This is a genomic window from Microbacterium oxydans, from assembly GCF_900095745.1.
In the GTDB taxonomy this organism is placed as follows: Bacteria; Actinomycetota; Actinomycetes; order Actinomycetales; family Microbacteriaceae; genus Microbacterium; species Microbacterium oxydans_B.
This window is the reverse complement of record NZ_FMIR01000014.1, coordinates 255,027-275,036: the sequence shown is the minus strand read 5'-3', so window position 1 is coordinate 275,036 and position 20,010 is coordinate 255,027. Positions and strand designations below refer to the sequence as shown.

Here is a 20,010-nt window from a genome sequence, read left to right as displayed (position 1 = left end):
CGGGTCAGCTCTCATCCGGACGCCGGAAGGCGCGCAACTGGAAGACGTTGATGACGATGAGCGCGAGGAGCACGATCACCGAGAGGGCGCCGGCGATGCCGAGGCTGTTCTGCCCCTGGAAGGCCACGTTGTAGATCAGCTGCACGACCGTCATCGTGCTGTTGTCGGGGCCGCCCTTGGTGAGGATGTAGAACTGCTCGAACGCGAGCAGCGACCCGGTCACGCACATCACGGTCGTGAGCGCGAACGTCGGCTTCAGCAGGGGGACCGTGATGTAGCGGAAGGTCTGCCAGCGGCTCGAGCCGTCGATGCGCGCGGCTTCGTAGATGTCGTCGGGGATGCCCTGCAGTCCCACGAGCATCAGCAGCATGTAGAAGCCGGCGAAGCGCCACACGATGAGGAAGATCGTCGACCACAGTGCGCCGTCGGGGGTGCCGAGGAAGGTGATGCCCCACGACTTCATGAGTCCGGCGAAGGGTCCGGCGATGGGGGAGTACAGCACATAGAAGAGCAGCGAGGCGGATGCCAGGCCCAGGGCGCTCGGAATCAGGAACGCCGTGCGCAGGAGGCCCTTCCAGCGGGTCGACTCCTGCACGAGCAGCGCGAGCCCGAGACCCAGGCCGATCAGGAGCACGGTGGTGATGACCGTGTATAGCAGGGTGAAGCGGATGCTGTCCCAGAAGAGACGGTGATTGACGGCATCCACGTAGTTCTCGGGGAAGTTCAACCCCTGGTTCCCGCTGAGCAGCGGCCAGTCGGATGCCGACATCTGCAGCACGAGGATCAGCGGGACCACGAAGAGCAGCGCCACGAAGATCGCGGTGGGGGCGGCGTACAACCACCCCTGCACGGGGCCGCCGAATCCGGTGCGCGCGCGTCGGCGGCGCAGCGGGGGTGCGGTCGAGGTCATCGGGTTCTCTTTCGTCGGAGGCTGTCGCTTTGTCGGATGCTGTCGCTGCAGTCGAGGGGAGCGGCGGGCGGCGCGTCATGGCGCGCCGCCCGCCGGAAATCACTGCCCGAGGATGGCGGTGATCTCGTCGTTGTCGGCGTCGACGGAGTCCTCGCCGTTCAGCACCCGGTTGCGCACGAGCGTGAGCCACGGGCTGCCCGGCGCGTTGAACGCCTGCTGGAAGTTCAGAGCCACGGGTGTGCTGCCCTGCGCCGCGACCTCGTTGATCGTGACCAGGCGGGGGTCGGCCGCCGCGTACTCGTTGTCGGCGAGGTCGCCGCGTGAGACCGCGTTGCCGTCCTTGGCGAGCACCTCGACCTGTGCCTCCTCGGACATCATCCAGTCGAGGAAGTTCCAGGCCTGCGCGGACTGCTTCGAGTCCTTCGAGATGCCGATGCCGTCGCCGCCGACGAACGTCGAGACGCCGCCGTCGACACCCGGGATGCCGGCCACGCCCGCGTCGAACTCCAGCGAGGGGAGGAGCGTCGCCGGGAACGGCATCACGCCGACCTTGCCCTCGCTGAAGGCCGCGGTCCACGTCGGGCCGGTCTCGTCGGTGGAGCTCGGAAGCACCGCGCCCGCCTCTTCCAGCTCGGCCCAGGTGTCGTACACAGCCTGAGCCGCGTCGCCGTTCAGCAGCGATTCGGTGCCGTCGTCGCTCATGACCTCTTCGCCCGAGGCCCAGACCGAGGGGAACCAGGTGAAGACCAGGCAGCCGCCGCAGTTCAGACCCGTGGCGGTGCCGTAGGTGTCGGGCTTGTTCAGAGCCTGCACCGCCTGCGCGGCCTCGGAGAACTCTTCGAGCGTCGCCGGCGCCTTCTCGGGGTCGAGGCCGGCCTCGGCGAACAGCTCCTTGTTCCAGAACAGCATCGAGAGGTCGAGCGCGAACGGCAGCACGTACTCCTTGTCGTCGACGGTGCCGGCGTCGAGGTGGCCCTGGTTGATCTCGTCCTTGAAGTCGAGGCCGTCGATCTGGGTCGAGAGGTCGGCGAAGAGGCCCTGTTGCGCCCAGTTGGGCACGTAGACGATGTCGGCCGCGAAGAGGTCGGGGAGTCCGCCGGACCCGGCGGCGGCGCCGACCTTGGCGACGTAGTCGTCGTTGGGGACGACCGTGAGTTCGACCTGGTTCTCGTGCGAGTCGTTGTACGCATCGACGAGCAGTTTGGCCTGGCGTTCGATGGGAGCGCGGGTCCAGAGCGTCAGCGTCGAACCGTCGTCGACGCCTCCCGCGGGGATCTCCTCGGTCGGGCCGGCGGTGTCGTCGCCGGCTGCGCAGCCCGCCAGTGGGACGGCGAGCAGGCCGGTGACGGCGAGGATGGTGGCCGTGCGGCGGAACGCACGGCGTCGGGTGGTGTGCATGGGATTGCCTCCAGGACTCTTCGGTGAGTGGATGCGGTCGGCGAGCGACGGCAGTGTCGAGCTGAGGTGCAATTTCGAAAACTCCGAAACCGCTTTCGAAAGGTATATCGTGAATGAAGCGCGGCGGTCAAGCATCGCTCCGATAACCTTTCAGAAACGTTCAGGGGGCGAGATGGTCAGCAGCGGCGACATGGCGGGCAAGGCGGCGACGCTCAGCGACGTGGCACGGCATGCCGGCGTCTCGATCGCCACGGCATCGAAGGCGCTCAACGACCGCGGTGATGTCGCAGTGGCCACCAAGGCCCGGGTCGTGGCCGCCGCCGCAGAGCTCGCGTTCACCCCGAATGCGATGGCCCGAGGGCTCCTCGCCGGACGCACCGGCACGGTGGGACTGCTCACCAGCGACCTCGAAGGCCGCTTCATGATCCCGATCCTCATGGGGGCGGAAGACGCCTTCGGTGCGGGGCGCATCAACGTGTTCCTCTGCGACGCCCGCGGCGACGCGATCCGCGAGCAGCATCACCTGAAAGAGCTGTTGAGCCGCCGCGTCGACGGCATCATCGTCGTCGGACGGCAGACCGACCCGCGTCCCTCGCTGGGGCAGGACATCCCGGTTCCGGTCGTGTACGCGTATGCGCCGTCGGACGATCCGCGCGACCTGTCTCTCACCCCCGACAACTACGCGGGAGGGCGCCTCGCGATCGAGCATCTGCTCTCGTGCGGGCGCCGACGCATCGCGCACATCTCGGGCGAACCCTCCTACGCCGCGGCGCAGGATCGCCTCGCCGGTGCCAGGGCCGCGCTCGCCGAAGCCGGGCTCGAGTTCGTCGGCGCCCCGATGCTCTCGGAATGGACCGAGCACTGGGGTCGGGATGCCGGAGCGCTGCTGCTGCAGCGGCATCCGGATATCGATGCGGTGTTCTGCGGGTCCGACCAGATCGCGCGCGGTGTGCTCGACTCGGCGCGGGACCTCGGGCGCTCGGTGCCCGACGACCTCGCCGTCATCGGCTACGACAACTGGGAGGTGCTGGCGACCAACGCCCGCCCGGAGCTGACCAGCATCGACGCGAACCTGCAGCAGCTCGGGCGTCAGGCGGCGCAGCGCGTGTTCGACGCGATCGACGGCGTCGACATCGGTGAGGGGTCGCACCATCTGCCCGTGCGCCTGGTCATCCGAGGCTCGACCATCGCTCGGCGCTGACCCGTTCCAGGCGCTTCGACGGGCTCGGCGACCCCGGCGCTGCCGGCGTCAAACGTGGTCGCGCCAGGAGTGCTGCGGGTCGTAGTCCAGGACCCGGCGCGCCTTGTCGATCGACAGCAGCGTCTCGTTCGGGCCGAACTCTCGGCGCCTCGGCACGTCCGGGAAGACCTCGGCGAGCAGTTCGTCGTTGGGCCGCGACATCACCGTGTCGGCCGCCGCGATGATGAACCGGTCGAATCCGGGGGCTGCGACCTCGAGCGACCGCTGCACCGCCTGGGCGCCGTCGCGGGCGTCGATGTAGCCCCACAGGTTCCACTTGCGCCCGAGGGCGTCGGCGTCGAACGAGGGGAACTCGGCGTAGTCCTCAGGGACCATCACGTTCGAGAACCGCAGGGCCGTGATCGACAGGTCGGGGTGCCAGCGCACGAGCTCGGTCGCGAGCTGCTCCTCGAGCGTCTTCACGAGCGAGTAGACGGATTCGGGGCGCGCGGGGTAGTCCTCGTCGACCGGCACGTAGGGCGGCGGCACGTCGAACGGCAGCCCCAGCACCGTCTCGCTCGACGCATACACGATGCGCCGGATGCCGAGGCGCACGGCCGCCCAGAATACGTTGAACGTGGCCGGCATGTTGTTGTGGAAGGTCGCGACGTCGGTGCGGATGCCGGGGGCCGGGATCGCGCCGAGGTGCACCACCGCGTCGATGCCGTCGTGCCTGTCGCCGACCGCCGTGAACGCGTCGACGACCTGGCCGTAGTCGGTCAGGTCGACCTGCACGAAGTCGGGGCCGCGGGTGCCGGTGAGGTCCATGCCGATGACGTCGTAGCCGTTCGCGCGGAGTTCGCGGGCGACGACGCGGCCGAGCTTGCCGGAGGAGCCGGTGAGAGCGATGCGCATGTCACCAGAGTGGCACGGCGGCGGGCCGAGTGGACCGGGCGTCGTACACTCGTCGGCGTGAGTGACACGAGCAGCGGCCGCAGCCGATCCATCGGCGTCCGCGACGTCGCCGCCCGCGCAGGCGTGTCCCGGCAGACCGTGTCGAGGGTGCTGAACGACCACCCCGACGTCGCCACCGACACCAAGGAGCGCGTGCTCGCCGCGATGGCCGAGCTCGGCTACCGCATGAACAACGCCGCCCGTGCACTCGGCACCCGGCGCTCGCGGACCCTGGGCGTGCTGGCCTCGGATGCGCTGCAGTACGGGCCCTCGCGCAGCCTCGCCGCGCTGGAGGCTTCGGCCCGCGAGGCCGGGTACTGGGTGAGCGCGGCCTTCGCGGATGCGGCGGATGTCGCGGCTGTCGTCGCGGCGGTCGACCACCTCGTCGTGCAGGGGGTGGAGGGGATCGTCGTCGTCGCCCCGCACGCCCAGACGCTGGAGGCGCTCGCCGCGCTGCGCATCGACGTGCCGGTCGTGACGCTGCATTCCGCCGGACTCGGCGCGACCGGACTCTCGGTGGATCAGGCCGCAGGCGCGCGGTTGGCGGTCGCTGCGCTCGCCGAAGCCGGGCACACCCGCATCGCGCACCTCGCGGGACCGGCGGACTGGCTCGAGGCGGAGTCGCGCGCCGAGGGGTTCGCCGCGGAGCTCGCCGCCCGCGGGCTGACGCCGGGACCGGTGATCGCGGGGGACTGGTCGGCCGGGTCGGGGTACGCGGCGGTCGAGGCGGTTCGCGGTTCCGGGGTCACGGCGGTGTTCGCGGCGAACGACCAGATGGCGCTCGGCCTGCTGAGTGCCCTGCACGAGGCGGGGCTCACGGTTCCCGGCGATGTCAGCGTGGTCGGGTTCGACGATGCCCCGGATGCCGCGTACTACTGGCCGCCGCTCACCACCGTGCGGCAGGACTTCGAGGAGCTCGCGCGTCGGGCCGTCGCCGCCGCGATCGGCGGAACCGAGGGCGCGGCATCCGCTCTCACTCCCATCGCGCCGGTGCTGGTCTCCCGCGCCTCCGTCGCTCCGCCCCGCTGACCGCCGCCCGCTCCCCGCCCGCTCCCCGCCCGCTCCTCGTCGCCGAGTGCACGGCCTGTTGTCGAGTGCACGGCTTGCTGGCGTGAACTTCCGGTGCGCTCGGCAGCTTCCCGTGCACTCGGTGAGAGGGGGCGGCGCAGGGGGCGAGCCTTGACGGACCGAGCGCTGCCGTGACAGACTTCTGTGACCGGTCACAGTGGCCGGATGCGAACCCAGAGGCAGCTGTGAGCGACGACGCCCCCACCTTCGAACCCGACATCGAGCACGCGATCGCGGTCGTCCGCGCGGATGTGGCCCGTCTGCACGGAGAACTGGTCCGCTACGGCCTGGTCATCTGGACGGGCGGCAACATCTCGGGCCGCGTGCCCGGCGCCGACCTCTTCGTGATCAAGCCGAGCGGTGTGAGCTACGACGACCTCACCGCCTCGAACATGATCCTGTGCGACCTCGACGGCAACGTCATCCCCGGCACGCCCGGCAGTGACCGCTCACCGTCGAGCGACACCGCAGCGCACGCGTACGTCTACCGGCACATGCCGACCGTCGGCGGGGTCGTGCACACGCACTCGACCTACGCCGTCGCGTGGGCGGCGCGGGGCGAGGAGATCCCCTGCGTCATCACCGCGATGGCCGACGAGTTCGGCGGGCCCGTCCCGATCGGCCCCTTCGCGATCATCGGCGACGACTCGATCGGCCGCGGCATCGTCGAGACCCTCAGCGGTCACCGCTCCCGGGCGGTGCTCATGCAGAACCACGGTCCGTTCACGATCGGCGCGGATGCGGAGGATGCCGTGAAGGCCGCCGTCATGGTCGAGGACGTCGCACGCACCGTGCACCTCGCCCGCGAGGCGGGACCGCTCATCCCGATTCCGCAGGCCGCGATCGACAGCCTGTTCGACCGATATCAGAACGTCTATGGCCAGTCCGAGGACACCCGCCGATGAGTGCGCTCGACGACATCCGTGAGGGGCGCACGAGCCTCGGCATCGAGCTGGGCTCGACCCGCATCAAGGCCTGCCTGATTGGCTCCGACGCGACCGAGGTCCTCGCCACAGGCTCGTTCTCGTGGGAGAACCGCCTCGAAGACGGCCGCTGGACCTACGCGATCGACGAGGTGTGGAGCGGCCTCCAGGCGGCGTACGCGGCTCTGGTCGACGATGCGCAGGAGCGCCATGGCATCCGTCCCGACACGTTCGGCGCCATCGGGGTCTCGGCGATGATGCACGGCTACCTGGCGTTCGACGCGTCCGGCGAGCTGCTCGTGCCGTTCCGCACCTGGCGCAACACCAGCACGGGCGCGGCCTCTGCCGAGCTGGGGGAGCTGTTCGGCGTGAACATCCCGCTGCGCTGGTCGATCGCGCACCTGCACCAGGCCGTGCTCGACGCCGAGCCGCATCTCGCCCGGGTCGCGAGCGTGAACACCCTCGCCGGTTATGTGCACCACCGCCTCACGGGCGAGCGGGTGCTCGGGGTCGGTGATGCCTCGGGCATGTTCCCGATCAATGCCGCGACCGGCGCCTACGACGCGCGGATGCTGCACGCCTACGACGCCCTCGTCGGTGACCGTCTGCCCGCACCGGCGGCTCAGCTCCTGCCGAGCGTGCTCCCCGCCGGGGCCGCGGCCGGCACCCTCACCGCCGGCGGCGCCGCCCTCCTCGACCCGAGTGGCGCACTGCGCCCCGGCATCCCGCTGTGTCCACCCGAGGGTGATGCGGGAACGGGCATGGTCGCGACGAACTCGGTCGCCCCGCGCACCGGCAACGTGAGCGCGGGCACGAGCATCTTCGCGATGGTCGTGCTGGAGCATCCGCTGGCCGAGGTGCACCACGAGCTCGACCTCGTGACCACTCCGGCGGGCGACGCCGTGGCCATGGTGCACTGCAACAACGGCGCCAGCGAGCTCGCAGCCTGGGCGGGGCTGTTCACACGCTTCGCCGCCGCGGCCGGCCAGCCGATCGACGACGATGCCGCGTTCGACGTCCTGTTCCGCGAGGCGCTCGAGGGTGAAGCGGATGCCGGTGGCCTCCTCGCCTACAACCACCTCGCCGGCGAGCCGATCGCCGGCCTGATCGAGGGGCGTCCGCTGTTCGTGCGCACCCCCGACAGTGCGCTCACGCTCGCGAACTTCATGCGCGCCCAGGTCTACGGCGTGTTCGGCACGCTCGCGCTCGGCATGCAGGTGCTCGCGGCGGAGGGTGTGCAGCTCGACCGGATGTTCGCGCACGGAGGCATGTTCCGCACCGCCGGGGTCGCCCAGCGCTTCCTAGCCGGTGCGCTCGATGCTCCGGTCGCCGTCGGCGAGCTCGCCGCCGAGGGTGGCGCGTGGGGCATCGCCGTGCTCGCCTCGTACCTCGCCCATGCCGAAGACCTCTCGCTGGCGGACTACCTCGACCAGCGGGTGTTCGCCACGGCATCCCTCAGCACCGCCGACCCCGACCCGGCCGATGTCGCCGGGTTCTCCGCCTATCTCGACCGCTACCGAGGGGGCCTGGCCATCGAGGCCGCCGCCGTCGAATCCCTGTAAGGACCGTTCATGACCCGCACTCCGCTCACCACCTCCCTCGACGGCTACGAGGTCTGGTTCCTCACCGGCAGCCAGCACCTCTACGGTCCCGAGACGCTCGCGCAGGTCGCGGCGCAGTCGCAGGAGATCGCGCGACTGCTCGACGAGTCGCCCGAGGTCCCGGTCCGGATCGTCTGGAAGCCGGTGCTGACGGATGCCGCGGCCATCAAGCGCACCGCACTGGAGGCCAACGCCGACGACCGCGTGATCGGTCTCGTGGCGTGGATGCACACGTTCAGCCCGGCGAAGATGTGGATCGCCGGACTCGACGCGCTGCAGAAGCCGCTCGCGCACCTGCACACGCAGGCCAACGTCGAGCTGCCCTGGGCCGACATCGACTTCGACTTCATGAACCTGAACCAGGCGGCGCACGGCGACCGCGAGTTCGGATACATCCAGACGCGCCTGGGTGTGCCGCGCAAGACCATCGTCGGGCATGCGTCCGACCCGCGCCTGCGCAGCGAGCTCGGTACCTGGCAGCGGGCGGCGGCGGGCCTCGCGGCCTCGCGCGACCTGAAGCTCGCGCGCTTCGGCGACAACATGCGCTTCGTCGCGGTGACCGAGGGTGACAAGACCGAGGCCGAGCTGCGGTTCGGTGTGCAGGTGAACACGTGGGGCGTGAACGAGCTGGCAGACGCCGTGGCCGCGGCATCCGCCTCCGACATCGACGCGCTCGTCGCCGAGTACGAGGAGCTGTACGAGGTCGTGCCCGAGCTGCGGAAGGGCGGCGAGCGGCACGAGTCGCTGCGTGACGGTGCGGCGATCGAGATCGGGCTGCGGTCGTTCCTCGAGGAGGGCGGCTTCGGTGCGTTCACGACGTCGTTCGAAGACCTCGGTGCGCTGAAGCAGCTGCCGGGTCTCGCGGTGCAGCGGCTGATGGCCGAGGGCTACGGCTTCGGTGCCGAGGGTGACTGGAAGACCGCCGTGCTCGTGCGCATCGCGAACGTGATGGGTGCGGGTCTGCCCGGCGGCGCGAGCCTGATGGAGGACTACACCTACGACATGACTCCGGGCGACGAGCTGATCCTCGGTGCGCACATGCTCGAGGTCTCCCCGTCGCTGACCTCCGCGAAGCCCACGCTCGAGATCCACCCGCTCGGCATCGGCGGCAAGGACGACCCGGTGCGCCTGGTCTTCACGGCCGATCCCGGCCCCGCCGTCGTGGTGGCGCTCAGCGACATGCGCGACCGGTTCCGCCTCACCGCGAACGTGGTCGAGAACGTGCCGCCGCGGGCCGCGCTGCCGAAGCTCCCCGTCGGACGCGCGGTCTGGAAGCCGCAGCCCGACTTCACCACCAGCGCCGCCGCCTGGCTCACCGCCGGTGCCGCCCACCACACGGTCATGTCGACCGCAGTCGGGATCGAGGCGTTCCGCGACTTCGCCGAGATGGCCGAGGTCGAGCTGCTCGTGATCGACGACAGCACCACGCTGCCCGAGTTCCAGAAGCAGGTCCGCTGGAACCAGGCCTACTACCGGCTGGCGCAGGGCCTGTGACGACGATGCCGCGCTCCGGCCGTCAGCTGCGGATCGCCGCGCACGGGTATGAGGCCGTGATCGCCAGCATCGGTGCGACGCTGCGGACGCTCACGTTCGAAGAGCGTGATCTCGTGGTGCCGTTCGATGCGGATGCCGTGCGCCCCGGCTACCGCGGCGTGACGCTGGCCCCGTGGCCGAACCGCATCGTCGACGGACGCTACTCGTTCGGCGGAGAGGAGCAGCAGCTGGCGCTCACCGAGCCGGAACGCGCGCATGCGCTGCACGGCCTGCTCGCCTGGGTCGAGTTCGAAGACCGTCTGGTGCTCGACGACCGGGTCGTGCTGGCCGCCGTGATCCTGCCGCAGACCGGGTACCCGTTCCGTGTCGAGGTCGAGGTCGAGTACCGGCTCGATGCCGAGGGGCTGCAGCAGACGGTGACCGCGCACAACGTCGGGGCGGATGCCGCGCCCTGGGGCACCGGTCCGCACCCGTATCTCGTGGCCGGCCAGGGCGGCGTCGACGACTGGACCCTGCTGCTCCCGGCATCCGAGGTGCTCACGGTCACACCCGACCGGCTGAGCCCGGTCGCCGTCGAGCCGGTGTCGCAGCATCCGGAGTGGGACTTCCGCTCGGCGCGCCCCATCGGCGATGTCTTCATCGATCATGCCTTCACCGGCCTCGCCCGCGGCGGCGGCCTGGCCGAGGTGCGGCTGACGGCTGCCGACGGTCACGGCGTCGGGATGGCGTGGGACGAGCGCTGCCCGTGGGTGCAGGTGCACACCGCCGACACTCCCGCCGTCGCGGACACTCACCGCATCGGCCTCGCGGTCGAGCCGATGACGTGCCCGCCCGACGCGTTCAACTCCGGCGTGGATCTCGTGACCCTCGACCCCGGGGCGACGCACGCGGCGTCGTGGCGGATCTTCGCGGTGTAGCGGGACCATTCGCACCGCCGCCGCAGGGCGCGGGGGCAGTACGGCAACAAGCTACTTAAGCGCTTAGGTTACAGTGGACTCCTCACGAATCAGCGAGGAGGACTCCGCATGCGTACGACGTCGGATCTGGCAGGACGTTGGAGTTGGACGGTCGACGCCGAGGGGGACACTCCTGTCCCGGAAGAGGCCGCGCCGCTCGTCGGGAGGGCCGTCGCCGCGCAGGTGCCCGGGGCGATCCACCTCGATCTGCGGAACGCAGACCTCATTCCCGACCCCTTCGTCGACCGGAACGAGGAGGCCGTGTCCTGGGTCGCTCGATGCGACTGGCGCCTGAATCGCACCTTTTCCCTGGACGGCGACGCGGAGCGGGTGGACCTCGTCTTCGACGGCGTGGACACCATCGCGTCGATCGCCGTCAACGGGCGAACCGTCGGACAGACGCGGAACATGCATCGTGCGTACCGGTTCGACGTGACGGCGGCGATCGAGGCGGAGAACAGCGTCGATGTCTGCTTCACCTCCGCATACACGTATGCCGAGCAGCAGGAACGTGCGCTCGGCGCGCGCCCCAGCGCCTACCCGCAGCCGTTCGCATTCATCCGGAAGATGGCGAGCAGCTTCGGCTGGGACTGGGGGCCGACCCTTCCCGGATGCGGGCTCTGGCGTGACGTCAGGATCGAGAGCTGGAGCACGGCGCGGATCGCCGCGGTCCGTCCGTTGGTCGACGTCTTCGAGCAGACCGGCATCCTCACCGCTCACATCGACCTCGAGCGAACGGCCTCCGGCGCGAGCATCCCGCTGCATCTCGAGATCGAGATCGCGGGGCAGGCCGTTCATGCCGAGGTGCCGCCGGGCGAAGAGTCGGCGACCATCGTGGTCGCCGTTCCCGATGTGCAGCGGTGGCACCCGCGCGGACTCGGCGAACCCCACCTGTACTCGGTCGAGGTCTCACTCTGGTCGGAGCGAGAGCGGCTCGACGAACACCGCGCGCGGGTCGGCTTCCGGACTGTCGTCGTCGATCGGACCCCCGATGCGCACGGCACGCCGTTCGTCGTCACGGTGAACGACCGCCCGATGTTCATCAAGGGTGTGAATTGGATTCCCGAGAGCGTCTTCCCCGGTGAGGATGTCGCCGACCGCGTCCGCATGCGCCTGGAGCAGGCAGCGGAGGCGAATGTGAACCTCGTGCGGGTGTGGGGCGGAGGCGTCTACGAGAGCGAGGCGTTCTACTCCGCGTGCGATGAGTTCGGCCTGCTCGTGTGGCAGGACTTCCTCTTCGCCTGCGCCGCCTATCCCGAGGAGGAGCCGATCAGGGCAGAGGTGCTGGCCGAAGCCCGCGAGAACATCGTGAGGCTCAGCTCTCACCCGAGCCTCGCCCTCTGGAACGGGAACAACGAGAACCTCTGGATGCGCCTGGACAAGGACTGGGCATCGCAGCCGGGTGGAGAGCTCACCTGGGGTGAGCGGTACTACCTGGAGTGGCTGCCGGACCTCGTCCGCGAGCTCGACCCGACCCGTCCCTACACGGAGGGGAGTCCCTGGTCGGGCAGCTGGGCTCATGATCCGAACGACCCGGATCACCAGACCTTCCATTCCTGGGATGCCTGGAACGAAGACGACTACTCGGTCTACCGTGACAGTTCTCCGCGCTTCGTCTCCGAGTTCGGTTGGCAGGGCGCAGCCGCCTGGCGGACGCTGCGCGATGCGGTCTCGGACCCCGAACTTCGTCTCGACTCCGAGAACGTCCGGCATCACCAGAAGGCCATCGACGGGCACGCGAAGCTCGCCCGCAATCTCGCCCGCCACCTCCCGCCGACGGACGACTTCGACCGGTGGCATCTGCAGACGCAGTGGATGCAGGTCGAGGCCGTCCGCACCGGCGTGCTGCACTGGCGCGCGAGTTGGCCGCGCACCTCGGGAACGATCGTGTGGCAACTCAACGACCTGTGGCCGGTGACGTCCTGGTCGGCGATCGACAGCGCGGGCCGGTGCAAACCGCTCTACTTCGCCCTGCGCGACATGTACGCACCGCGCGTGCTGACGATCGAGCCGCGGGACGGCGGGCTCGAACTGTGCGTCATCAACGACGACGACGAGGCGTGGCACTCCACGGTGGGACTCACGCGGCGGCGGGCCGACGGGATGGCTGCGGCGGAGCAGTCGCTCCCGCTCTCCGTGCCTCCGCGCTCGGTGACCCGCATCGAGCTGCCGCCGATCATCGCCGAGCCGCGGGATCCGGCGGAAGAGTTCGTGGTCGCCACCGTCGACCACCAGCGAGCCCTCTGGCATTTCTCTCCGCCGAGTGGCGCGCACGCTCACGCACCGCTGGAAGTCGCCGTCGCCGTCGTCGCCGGTGGTGTGGACATCAGCGTCCGCTCACGTCTCCTCGCCCGCGACGTACTCGTCCAGCCGGATCGCCTCCATCCTGAGGCGACGGTCGATCGCGGCTTCACCACCGTGCTCCCGGGGGAGACCGCGATCTTCCGCGTCCGCGCGCCGGAGCCGCTCGATCCCGACTCGGCGCGGGAGGCGTTCGTCGTCTCCTCGCTGCGGGATATCATCGATCCCGACTGACGGGAGCTGCATCGGTGATGACGAGCGCTGCGCGGGCCCGGCGGGTCACGATCGCCGATGTCGCGCGCGAGGCGCAGACGTCGACCGCGAGCGTCTCCTATGCCCTCAACGGTCGTCCGGGGATCTCCGAGGCCACGCGGGAACGGGTGCTCGAAGTGGCGGCGCGACTCGGCTGGTCACCGGCGAGCGCCGCGCGTGCCCTGGCGGGTGCAGGTGCGGACACGATCGGTCTGGTGCTCACGAAGGATCCTCGTGATCTCTCCGTCGAGCCGTTCTACATGCAGTTCATCGCGGGAGTGGAGTCGGCGCTCACCGTGCGCTCCCGTGGTCTTCTGCTCGAGGTCGCCGCTGATGCGGACGCCGAGGTCGAGGCGATCCGGCGTTGGCGCGGTTCGCGGCGTGTGGACGGCGTCCTCCTCACCGACCTGAGGCCACACGATCAGCGGATCGCCGTCGTCAGGGAAGCCGGCGTCCCTGCGGTCGCGGTGGGCGATCCGAGTGCTGCGGCCGGCCTGACGACCGTGTGGACGGACGACGCCGCCGCGATGAGACAGGCCGTCCAGCATCTCGCTGCTCTCGGGCATCGTCGCATCACCCGGGTCGCGGCGCCCCGACGGTATGCGTACACGGCTATCCGCGATGACGCGTTCGGCCAGGCCGCCCGTGCGTACGGCCTCGACCATGACATCGTCCGCAGTGATCTCTCGGAGGATGCCGGTGCGGTCGCCACGCGCGCCGTGCTCTCGTCGCCGCGCCCGCCGACGGGGTTGATCTTCGACAACGACATCATGGCCGTCGCCGCCCTGACCACGGCGCATCAGCGGGGACTGTCCGTTCCCGGCGATGTGTCGATCATCGCGTGGGACGACTCGCTTCTCTGCCGACTCGTGACGCCGGGGTTGACGGCGCTCAGCCACGATGTGGTCGCCCTCGGCGCAGAGGCCGCCCGACGCCTGCTCGACGTCATCGACGGTGCGGAGCCGGCCGTCTATCAGGAGGCGACACCGATGCTGCAGATCAGGGCCTCGACCGGTCCTGCGCCGACCGAGGCCTGATCCGCCGACGACGGTCTACCAGCGAAGGGTGGGGTCCCACCGCAGCTGCACGCCTCCGCGCTCGAGGTCGCGCTGGAAGTCGTCGAGGTGCCGCGCATCCGCGCGCACCATCGACGGTTCGACGCCGTGGTCGAGGCAGTACGCGGCGAGGGCCCCCACCGCCTCGCCCACGGACCATTCGACGGGCTGCAGCCGGTAGCTGCCGTTCGAGATGTGCGTCGTGCCGATGTTCTTCGCTGAGGGGAGGAGATTGCGCACGCGCTGCGGCAGAAGGGCGCCGAGCGGGATCTCGAACGGCTCCGGGAGCCCGCCGCCACCGGCGCTACCGCCGGTCGTGGCGTGCCGGTCGATCCAGTAGTAGTGGCCCACCCCCACGGTGTCGGGATAGCGCTCGGCGCCCCGTCCGTCGCGAAGGTCGCGGTCGAAATCCTGCTCGAGGATCGTTCGTTCAGCCCGGATGCGACGCGATTCGCGGAAGTAGGGCATCATCGCGAACCCGTCGGGCGTCCCGGTGACCTGTGGTGCGAGGCGGAGCCCCGGCCAGCCGACACCGCCGTCGGGTCGAGGAGCCTCCGTCTGCAGCCAGTAGAGCAGCGACCGACTCAGCGCCTTCGAACGATCCCAGTGGATGGCGGCGTCGTCGACACCGAACAGCGGGCCCCCGACATAGTCGTTCATCGGCCAGTTCACGATGACGATGTCGCTCTCATAGGCGCCGTCCTCGAACTGGCGCCGTGCGGCGATGCGGCGGTAGTTCCACAGTTCCGGGGCGCCGTCCATGTTGCGGTGGTCGACGTCGATGGCGAAGGGGTCGTCGTCGTCGTTCACCCGCAGCGTGTACTCGCGGGCGATGGAGCCATCGTGCGCGGCCCGTCGGAATCCGAGCATCTTCTCGCCGTCGAGCTGCGGCGGCCGCCACTCGCGGAAGGTGTCGTAGTCGTCGGGGCGATCGATCGTGTGATCCTGACCGGCGAGGTGTTCGACCGCGAAGCACCAGGTGACGCTCTGCATGTCGAGCGGGTCACCGGCCTCCGGCGCACTGGGCTCCCCGGTCTCGCCTCGAGCCTCGCGGCCGGTGACATATTCCACTCCGCCGAGCTCCAGGAGATCACCGAGCTCGGTCGCATCCAGCACGAACGGCGCGGACAGCTCGCGCGAGACGCCCTCGCGGTCGCGCACGGTCACCGCGGCAATGCGGTCACCGTCGGTGTGGACGGCGACAGGCGTGGTCTCGAGCATCAGAGCGAGTCGGCCGGAGGCCTCGTACGGCCGGAGAAGGTCGTGGATCACCGCGACGATGACCTTCGGCTCGACACTGAGCGGGCTCACCCAGGCCGCCCCCGGGTTGAGATACTGGTCGGCTCTCGCGGCGGCGGTGAGCGGGTAGTACGTCCGGTAGTGCTCCCGGACGAGGTCGCGGAACTGGGCGTAGCTGCGGTTACGACCCGTCGCCTCGATACGTCGATGCTCGTCGCTGGGTACGAGCTGACTCGTCAGCTGGCCCCCCAGCCAGGGGGTCTGCTCGGTCATGATGACCGATCTGCCGCGGCGCAGAGCGGCGAGGGCGGCGGAGACGCCGCCGACGCCACCGCCGATGATGAGAAGGTCGGCCTGCTGTCGTGTCACGGAAGAACACCTTTCTTTCCCGAGAACTCTAGGTAATTTTCTCGAACATGTCCAAGTAAAATCTCTAGAGGAGACGGGTTCGCCATAGAATTCCAGAACGCTGACTGAGTGAAGGGGTGCCCATGCGCGCGAAGGAGCGTCGACCATCGCTTGCCGAGGTGGCGGGTGAGGCGGGGGTCTCGATCTCCACCGTCTCGAAGGTCGTGAACGGAGCGCCCGACGTCGCTGCCGACACTCGCGTGCGGGTGGAGTCGGTGCTCCGCGACAAGCAGTATCTGTCGCCGAAGCAGCGCTCGCGCAGTGATCTGGCGACGGTGGTGGTCGTGCTCGCGAGCTCGAGCATGTCGTCCCCGCTGACGGTCGAGATCCTGCGCGGCACGATGCGTGCGGCGCACGAGGCCGGGCTCGAGCTCGTGCTGCTCGACCTTCCGGATGGAGCGCCCGCCGCCGGTTGGATCGAGCGGACCAAACGCAACGGTCCGACCGCGGTCATCGCGCTGAAGTCGCGGCTGAGGACTCAGGAGCGCGCGAAGCTGGCGAAGAACGGCGTCCCTCTCGTCGAGGTCGACACCTACCAGCTGCCGGACAACGACTCGTACTCCGTGGGTGCCACGAACTTTGCGGGGGGAATGGCTGCGACGCAGCATCTGCTCTCACTCGGGCACCGACGCATCGGCTTCCTCGGCGGGGTCTCCGACACGCAGGCGTCGATCGCCCGCAAGCACGGGCATCTCGCTGCTCTCGCGTCTGCGGGGATCGAACCCGGGGACGACATCATCGAAGAGGGCGACTTCACGTACGAATCCGGATTGCAGGCGGGGGAGGCCCTGCTGGGCCGAGCGGACCGGGTGACGGCGATCTTCGCGGCGAGCGACGCGCAGGCGGCCGGGGTTCTGGAGGCCGCGCGACGCGCCGGCGTGTCCGTCCCGGACGAGCTCAGCGTCATCGGTTTCGACGACCAGCTCGTCGCGCGGATGACGGCCCCGCAGCTGACGACCATCCGGCAGCCGTCCGAGGCGATGGGCTCCTATGCGGTGGAGGTCGCCCACAAGCTGCTGCTCGGCTCGGCGCCGCCGGCCTTCCACACCGACCTAGCGACGGAACTCGTCGTGCGAGGGTCGACAGCCCCGCCGCAAGCTTCCGAAAATATTGCTTGATATTCTCGATAGTTCTGGTACTTTTTCTTTCAGCGCGCTACGAGGCGCGTTATGAGTCCGAAGGAGTACTTCATGCGAGCTACCCGATCCCGAGGGGCTGCCATCGCGCTCACCGGAATTCTGGCGGTGTCCCTCAGCGCCTGCGCCGGTACCGACAGCGGCGCCTCAGGTCCCGTCGACCTGACGATGGCGCTCTGGTCCTCCAACGAAGGTCACCTGGCACTGCTGCAGGAGATCGGCGACGCCTACGTCGAAGAACACGGTGACGAGGTCGCGTCGATCACTTTCGAACCCGTCACGAACCCGGACTACATCGCCGGGCTGACGACACAGATCGCCGGCGGCGACGTTCCCGACCTCGCCTGGATCCCGGAGGCGAGCGGCCCCGAGTTCGTCGATTCCGGGATCCTGCACGACGTGCGTGAGACCCTGGAGAACGCCGACGGCTACGACCTCGACGACATCCTCCCGGCCGCGCTCGCGCCGTGGCAGGACGACGACGGCGGCGTCTACGCGTATCCGTTCTCGAACTCGCCCTTCGCGCTCTACGTCAACGACGACCTCGTCGCCGCGGCGGGTCAGCCGGACGTCGAGTCCCTCGTGGGCACCCCCGACTACACGTGGCAGACGGTCGCGGACATCGCCGCGGCGGTGAACAGCGAGACGGGAGCGGCGGGACTGAACGTGCCCACGTTCAACCCGACGAACTGGAGCGCCGTGACCATGCTCGGAAATGCCTGGGGCGCCGCGCCGTGGTCCGAAGACGGCACGACCTGCGAGTTCGCCTCTCCCGAGATGATCGAGTACCTCACGTGGTACCAGGAACAGATCGACAGGGGAGCGATTCCCGCCGTCTCCGGCAACGCGGCGCCCGCCGCATTCGCGAGCGGCGACGTCGCCTTCAGCGTCGCTCAGCTCAGCCAGTCGGGGAGCCTCGACGACAGCTTCGAGTGGTCGTTCCTCCCGCTGCCCGCGGGGCCGGAGGGCTACCACCCGATCGTCGGCCAGGCGGGCGTGAGCGTCCTCGAGCGCAGTGAGAACCAGGATCAGGCGGCAGGCTTCCTCGCCTACCTGACCAACCCCACGAATGCCGAGCTCCTCGCGCAGTTCTTCCCGCCGCCCCGTGAGTCCCTGCTCAACGTGGAGACGCTCTCGCAGGCAGCGCCGAAGCTCTCGCCCGAAGAGATCCAGTCGGCGATCATCGACGTGGTCCCCGACGCCTCGGTCAAGCCGCAGCATCCGGTGCTCTCCCAGTTCTCCGACAAGGTCCGTGCGGGTCTCGACCCGGTGTGGTCGGGTGGCGACGTCGAGGCCGCGGTCACCGGCATCTGCGAGCAGATCTCGCCGACGCTCAAGGGCTGACCCGCGTGACCGCACGCACCGTCGCGGCGAACGATCGAAGAGCCCTGCCGAGCCGGCGTCCCCGTCCTGACGGGGACCGCTGGCTCGGCGTGGCCTTCGTCGCGCCCCAGGTCCTCGGCGTCATCGTCCTCGGCGTCGTCCCGTTCCTCTTCGTCATCTGGTACAGCTTCAACGAGTGGCGTCCGCTCACCGGCGGCATGGAGTTCATCGGGCTCGACAACTACTCGCGTCTCTTCGCTGACCCGACCTTCTCGGCCTCTGTCGTCGCGAGCCTGCTGTTCAGTGCCGGCGTCCTCATCCTGAACCTCGTGATCGCCATCAGCCTCGCCGTGCTCCTCAATCGGCGGATGAAGGGCATCACCGGGTTCCGCACGATCTTCTTCTCGCCCGTCGTGGTGTCGGTCGTCGCCTGGTCGGTGACCTGGGGGTTCCTCCTCGCCCCGGATGGCGGCATCAACGGAGCGCTGCGGATGCTCGGGATCGACGGGCCCAATTGGCTGGCAGATCCCTCCACCTCCCTGATCTCGCTCGTCGTGGTGCAGGTCTTCAAGGGAGTCGGTATGAACATGGTGCTTTTCCTCGCCGCGCTGCAGAGCGTACCGGAGGAGATCCGCGAAGCGGCGCAGCTCGATGGTGCGACGCCGTGGCGGTCGTTCTGGGCCATCACCGTGCCGATGATCGCTCCGACGATCCTGCTCACCGGCATCCTCACCACGATCGGCTCACTCGAAGTCTTCGCACCCGTGCAGCTGCTCACCGGAGGTGGTCCGGGGGATTCGACCAACGTCCTGCCGTTCCTCCTTTACCGCACCGCTTTCGTCAGCCAGCAGTTCGGCTATGCCAGCGCGATCGGTGTCGTTCTGTTCGCCATCATCCTGGCCCTGACGATGCTGCAGTGGACCACGCGACGCAAGTGGGTGCACGATGAGGTCTGAGACTTCGAAGGCGGCCCGCAGCCGCTCCAGGATCAACACCGTCGTGCTCTACGTGCTGCTCGTCGTGGTGTCGGTGCCGTTCCTGTATCCGACCCTGTGGATGTTCTTCTCGTCGTTCAAGCCGGCGAACGAGATCTTCCTCCAGCCGCCGACGCTGCTGCCCAGGGAGTGGACCCTCGACGGCTTCGTGCAGGTGTTCACGGCGCAGCCGTTCCTGCAGCAGTACGGCAATTCGATGTACATCGCGGCGATCGTCACCGTGTCGTCGATCCTGCTCTCGGCGATGGCCGGCTACGCCTTCGCGCGGATCCGTTTCCCGCTGCGCAACGCGGCCTTCACCCTGCTGCTCGCGGCGATGATGGTGCCGACCGAGGTGACGATCATCCCGATCTTCACGGCGGTGAACGCCATGGGGCTCAACGACACCCACTGGCCGCTCATCATCCTCCCGATCTTCGGGCCGACAGCGGTCGTCTCCGTGTTCATCTTCCGGCAGCACTTCCTCAGCTTCCCCAAGGACTACGAGGAAGCGGCGCGGCTGGACGGCGTCACACGGGCCGGGGTGTTCTTCCGCATCGCCCTCCCGTTGGCGACGCCGGCGATCGCGGCAGTCGGGATCATGGCGTTCCTGCGCTCGTTCAACATGTACTTCGAGGCGCTCATCTTCCTGCGCACACCGGAGAAGTTCACCCTCGGACTCGCGATCACCCGCTATCAGGACTTCTACGGCGAGCAGATGTGGAACACGCAGCTCGGCGCAGCGTCTCTCACCGTCGTCCCGATCCTCGTGGTGTTCCTCATCGCGCAGAAACAGTTCGTTCAGGGCCTCGCCCAGACGGGGCTCAAGGGATGAGCT

General features: G+C 69.1%; 16 protein-coding genes. 12 read left to right on the top strand and 4 right to left on the bottom strand.

Features of this window, described 5'->3' with window-relative positions; translation table 11 throughout:
• Positions 1 to 4 precede the first annotated feature (4 nt).
• Positions 5 to 910 carry a carbohydrate ABC transporter permease gene (locus tag BQ2383_RS07745; protein ID WP_029264422.1) on the bottom strand — a complete coding sequence of 302 codons (906 nt, stop codon included), beginning with the start codon at positions 908 to 910 and terminating at the stop codon, positions 5 to 7.
• 99 nt (positions 911 to 1,009) lie between these two features.
• Positions 1,010 to 2,308 carry an ABC transporter substrate-binding protein gene (locus BQ2383_RS07740; RefSeq protein ID WP_091032069.1) on the bottom strand — a complete coding sequence of 433 codons (1,299 nt, stop codon included), beginning with the start codon at positions 2,306 to 2,308 and terminating at the stop codon, positions 1,010 to 1,012.
• 172 nt (positions 2,309 to 2,480) lie between these two features.
• Here BQ2383_RS07740 and BQ2383_RS07735 point away from each other — a divergent pair, with 172 nt between their 5' ends.
• Complete coding sequence (locus BQ2383_RS07735; protein ID WP_029264424.1) at positions 2,481 to 3,509, top strand: LacI family DNA-binding transcriptional regulator; 1,029 nt, start codon at positions 2,481 to 2,483, stop codon at positions 3,507 to 3,509.
• Between the two features lie 48 nt (positions 3,510 to 3,557).
• Here BQ2383_RS07735 and BQ2383_RS07730 read toward each other — a convergent pair whose 3' ends face one another.
• Positions 3,558 to 4,403, bottom strand: coding sequence for an NAD-dependent epimerase/dehydratase family protein (locus tag BQ2383_RS07730; protein ID WP_091032067.1), 846 nt, complete (start codon positions 4,401 to 4,403; stop codon positions 3,558 to 3,560).
• A 57-nt stretch (positions 4,404 to 4,460) separates the two neighbouring features.
• Here BQ2383_RS07730 and BQ2383_RS07725 point away from each other — a divergent pair, with 57 nt between their 5' ends.
• The 7 genes from BQ2383_RS07725 to BQ2383_RS07695 all read left to right on the top strand — a co-directional run bounded on the left by BQ2383_RS07725 (position 4,461) and on the right by BQ2383_RS07695 (position 14,074).
• The gene (locus BQ2383_RS07725) at positions 4,461 to 5,471 is read left to right on the top strand and encodes a LacI family DNA-binding transcriptional regulator (protein ID WP_091032324.1); all 1,011 of its coding nucleotides are present in this window, start codon (positions 4,461 to 4,463) and stop codon (positions 5,469 to 5,471) included.
• A 224-nt stretch (positions 5,472 to 5,695) separates the two neighbouring features.
• Positions 5,696 to 6,415: an L-ribulose-5-phosphate 4-epimerase gene (locus BQ2383_RS07720; protein WP_091032064.1), complete on the top strand. Its 720-nt coding sequence runs from the start codon at positions 5,696 to 5,698 to the stop codon at positions 6,413 to 6,415.
• A complete protein-coding gene (locus tag BQ2383_RS07715; RefSeq protein WP_091032062.1) occupies positions 6,412 to 7,995 on the top strand; it encodes a xylulokinase in 1,584 nt (527 codons plus the stop codon). The genes BQ2383_RS07720 and BQ2383_RS07715 overlap by 4 nt, the downstream gene beginning before the upstream one ends.
• Before the next feature lie 9 nt (positions 7,996 to 8,004).
• Positions 8,005 to 9,528 carry an L-arabinose isomerase gene (araA, locus tag BQ2383_RS07710; protein ID WP_091032060.1) on the top strand — a complete coding sequence of 508 codons (1,524 nt, stop codon included), beginning with the start codon at positions 8,005 to 8,007 and terminating at the stop codon, positions 9,526 to 9,528.
• Between the two features lie 5 nt (positions 9,529 to 9,533).
• A complete protein-coding gene (locus BQ2383_RS07705; protein ID WP_091032321.1) occupies positions 9,534 to 10,445 on the top strand; it encodes an aldose 1-epimerase family protein in 912 nt (303 codons plus the stop codon).
• Between the two features lie 108 nt (positions 10,446 to 10,553).
• On the top strand, positions 10,554 to 13,019 hold the full coding sequence (locus BQ2383_RS07700) for a glycoside hydrolase family 2 protein (RefSeq protein ID WP_091032056.1): 2,466 nt from the start codon (positions 10,554 to 10,556) through the stop codon (positions 13,017 to 13,019).
• A 17-nt stretch (positions 13,020 to 13,036) separates the two neighbouring features.
• Positions 13,037 to 14,074 carry a LacI family DNA-binding transcriptional regulator gene (locus BQ2383_RS07695; RefSeq protein ID WP_091032053.1) on the top strand — a complete coding sequence of 346 codons (1,038 nt, stop codon included), beginning with the start codon at positions 13,037 to 13,039 and terminating at the stop codon, positions 14,072 to 14,074.
• A 15-nt stretch (positions 14,075 to 14,089) separates the two neighbouring features.
• On the opposite strand, the gene BQ2383_RS07690 is transcribed toward BQ2383_RS07695, so the two are convergent.
• On the bottom strand, positions 14,090 to 15,700 hold the full coding sequence (locus BQ2383_RS07690; protein ID WP_208617635.1) for an FAD-dependent oxidoreductase: 1,611 nt from the start codon (positions 15,698 to 15,700) through the stop codon (positions 14,090 to 14,092).
• Positions 15,701 to 15,822: 122 nt separating this feature from the next.
• Here BQ2383_RS07690 and BQ2383_RS07685 point away from each other — a divergent pair, with 122 nt between their 5' ends.
• The 4 genes from BQ2383_RS07685 to BQ2383_RS07670 all read left to right on the top strand — a co-directional run bounded on the left by BQ2383_RS07685 (position 15,823) and on the right by BQ2383_RS07670 (position 20,007).
• Positions 15,823 to 16,857 (top strand): LacI family DNA-binding transcriptional regulator, encoded by a 1,035-nt coding sequence (locus BQ2383_RS07685; protein ID WP_091032048.1) that lies wholly within the window; start codon positions 15,823 to 15,825, stop codon positions 16,855 to 16,857.
• A gap of 72 nt (positions 16,858 to 16,929) precedes the next feature.
• Entirely contained in the window at positions 16,930 to 18,219 is a 1,290-nt protein-coding gene (locus tag BQ2383_RS07680; RefSeq protein WP_167381563.1) for an ABC transporter substrate-binding protein, read from the top strand.
• Between the two features lie 5 nt (positions 18,220 to 18,224).
• Positions 18,225 to 19,154, top strand: coding sequence for a carbohydrate ABC transporter permease (locus tag BQ2383_RS07675; protein WP_081859917.1), 930 nt, complete (start codon positions 18,225 to 18,227; stop codon positions 19,152 to 19,154).
• A complete protein-coding gene (locus BQ2383_RS07670; RefSeq protein ID WP_081859916.1) occupies positions 19,144 to 20,007 on the top strand; it encodes a carbohydrate ABC transporter permease in 864 nt (287 codons plus the stop codon). The genes BQ2383_RS07675 and BQ2383_RS07670 overlap by 11 nt, the downstream gene beginning before the upstream one ends.
• Positions 20,008 to 20,010 lie beyond the last annotated feature (3 nt).

Bases quoted from the DNA above. Each gene is read 5' to 3' on its own strand.
- BQ2383_RS07670 (WP_081859916.1), top strand. From the start codon at position 19,144: ATGAGGTCTGAGACTTCGAAGGCGGCCCGCAGCCGCTCCAGGATCAAC.
- BQ2383_RS07745 (WP_029264422.1), bottom strand. From the start codon at position 910: ATGACCTCGACCGCACCCCCGCTGCGCCGCCGACGCGCGCGCACCGGA.
- BQ2383_RS07695 (WP_091032053.1), top strand. From the start codon at position 13,037: ATGACGAGCGCTGCGCGGGCCCGGCGGGTCACGATCGCCGATGTCGCG.
- BQ2383_RS07680 (WP_167381563.1), top strand. From the start codon at position 16,930: ATGCGAGCTACCCGATCCCGAGGGGCTGCCATCGCGCTCACCGGAATT.
- BQ2383_RS07715 (WP_091032062.1), top strand. From the start codon at position 6,412: ATGAGTGCGCTCGACGACATCCGTGAGGGGCGCACGAGCCTCGGCATC.
- BQ2383_RS07735 (WP_029264424.1), top strand. From the start codon at position 2,481: ATGGTCAGCAGCGGCGACATGGCGGGCAAGGCGGCGACGCTCAGCGAC.
- BQ2383_RS07705 (WP_091032321.1), top strand. From the start codon at position 9,534: ATGCCGCGCTCCGGCCGTCAGCTGCGGATCGCCGCGCACGGGTATGAG.
- BQ2383_RS07685 (WP_091032048.1), top strand. From the start codon at position 15,823: ATGCGCGCGAAGGAGCGTCGACCATCGCTTGCCGAGGTGGCGGGTGAG.
- BQ2383_RS07730 (WP_091032067.1), bottom strand. From the start codon at position 4,403: ATGCGCATCGCTCTCACCGGCTCCTCCGGCAAGCTCGGCCGCGTCGTC.
- araA (WP_091032060.1), top strand. From the start codon at position 8,005: ATGACCCGCACTCCGCTCACCACCTCCCTCGACGGCTACGAGGTCTGG.
- BQ2383_RS07700 (WP_091032056.1), top strand. From the start codon at position 10,554: ATGCGTACGACGTCGGATCTGGCAGGACGTTGGAGTTGGACGGTCGAC.
- BQ2383_RS07740 (WP_091032069.1), bottom strand. From the start codon at position 2,308: ATGCACACCACCCGACGCCGTGCGTTCCGCCGCACGGCCACCATCCTC.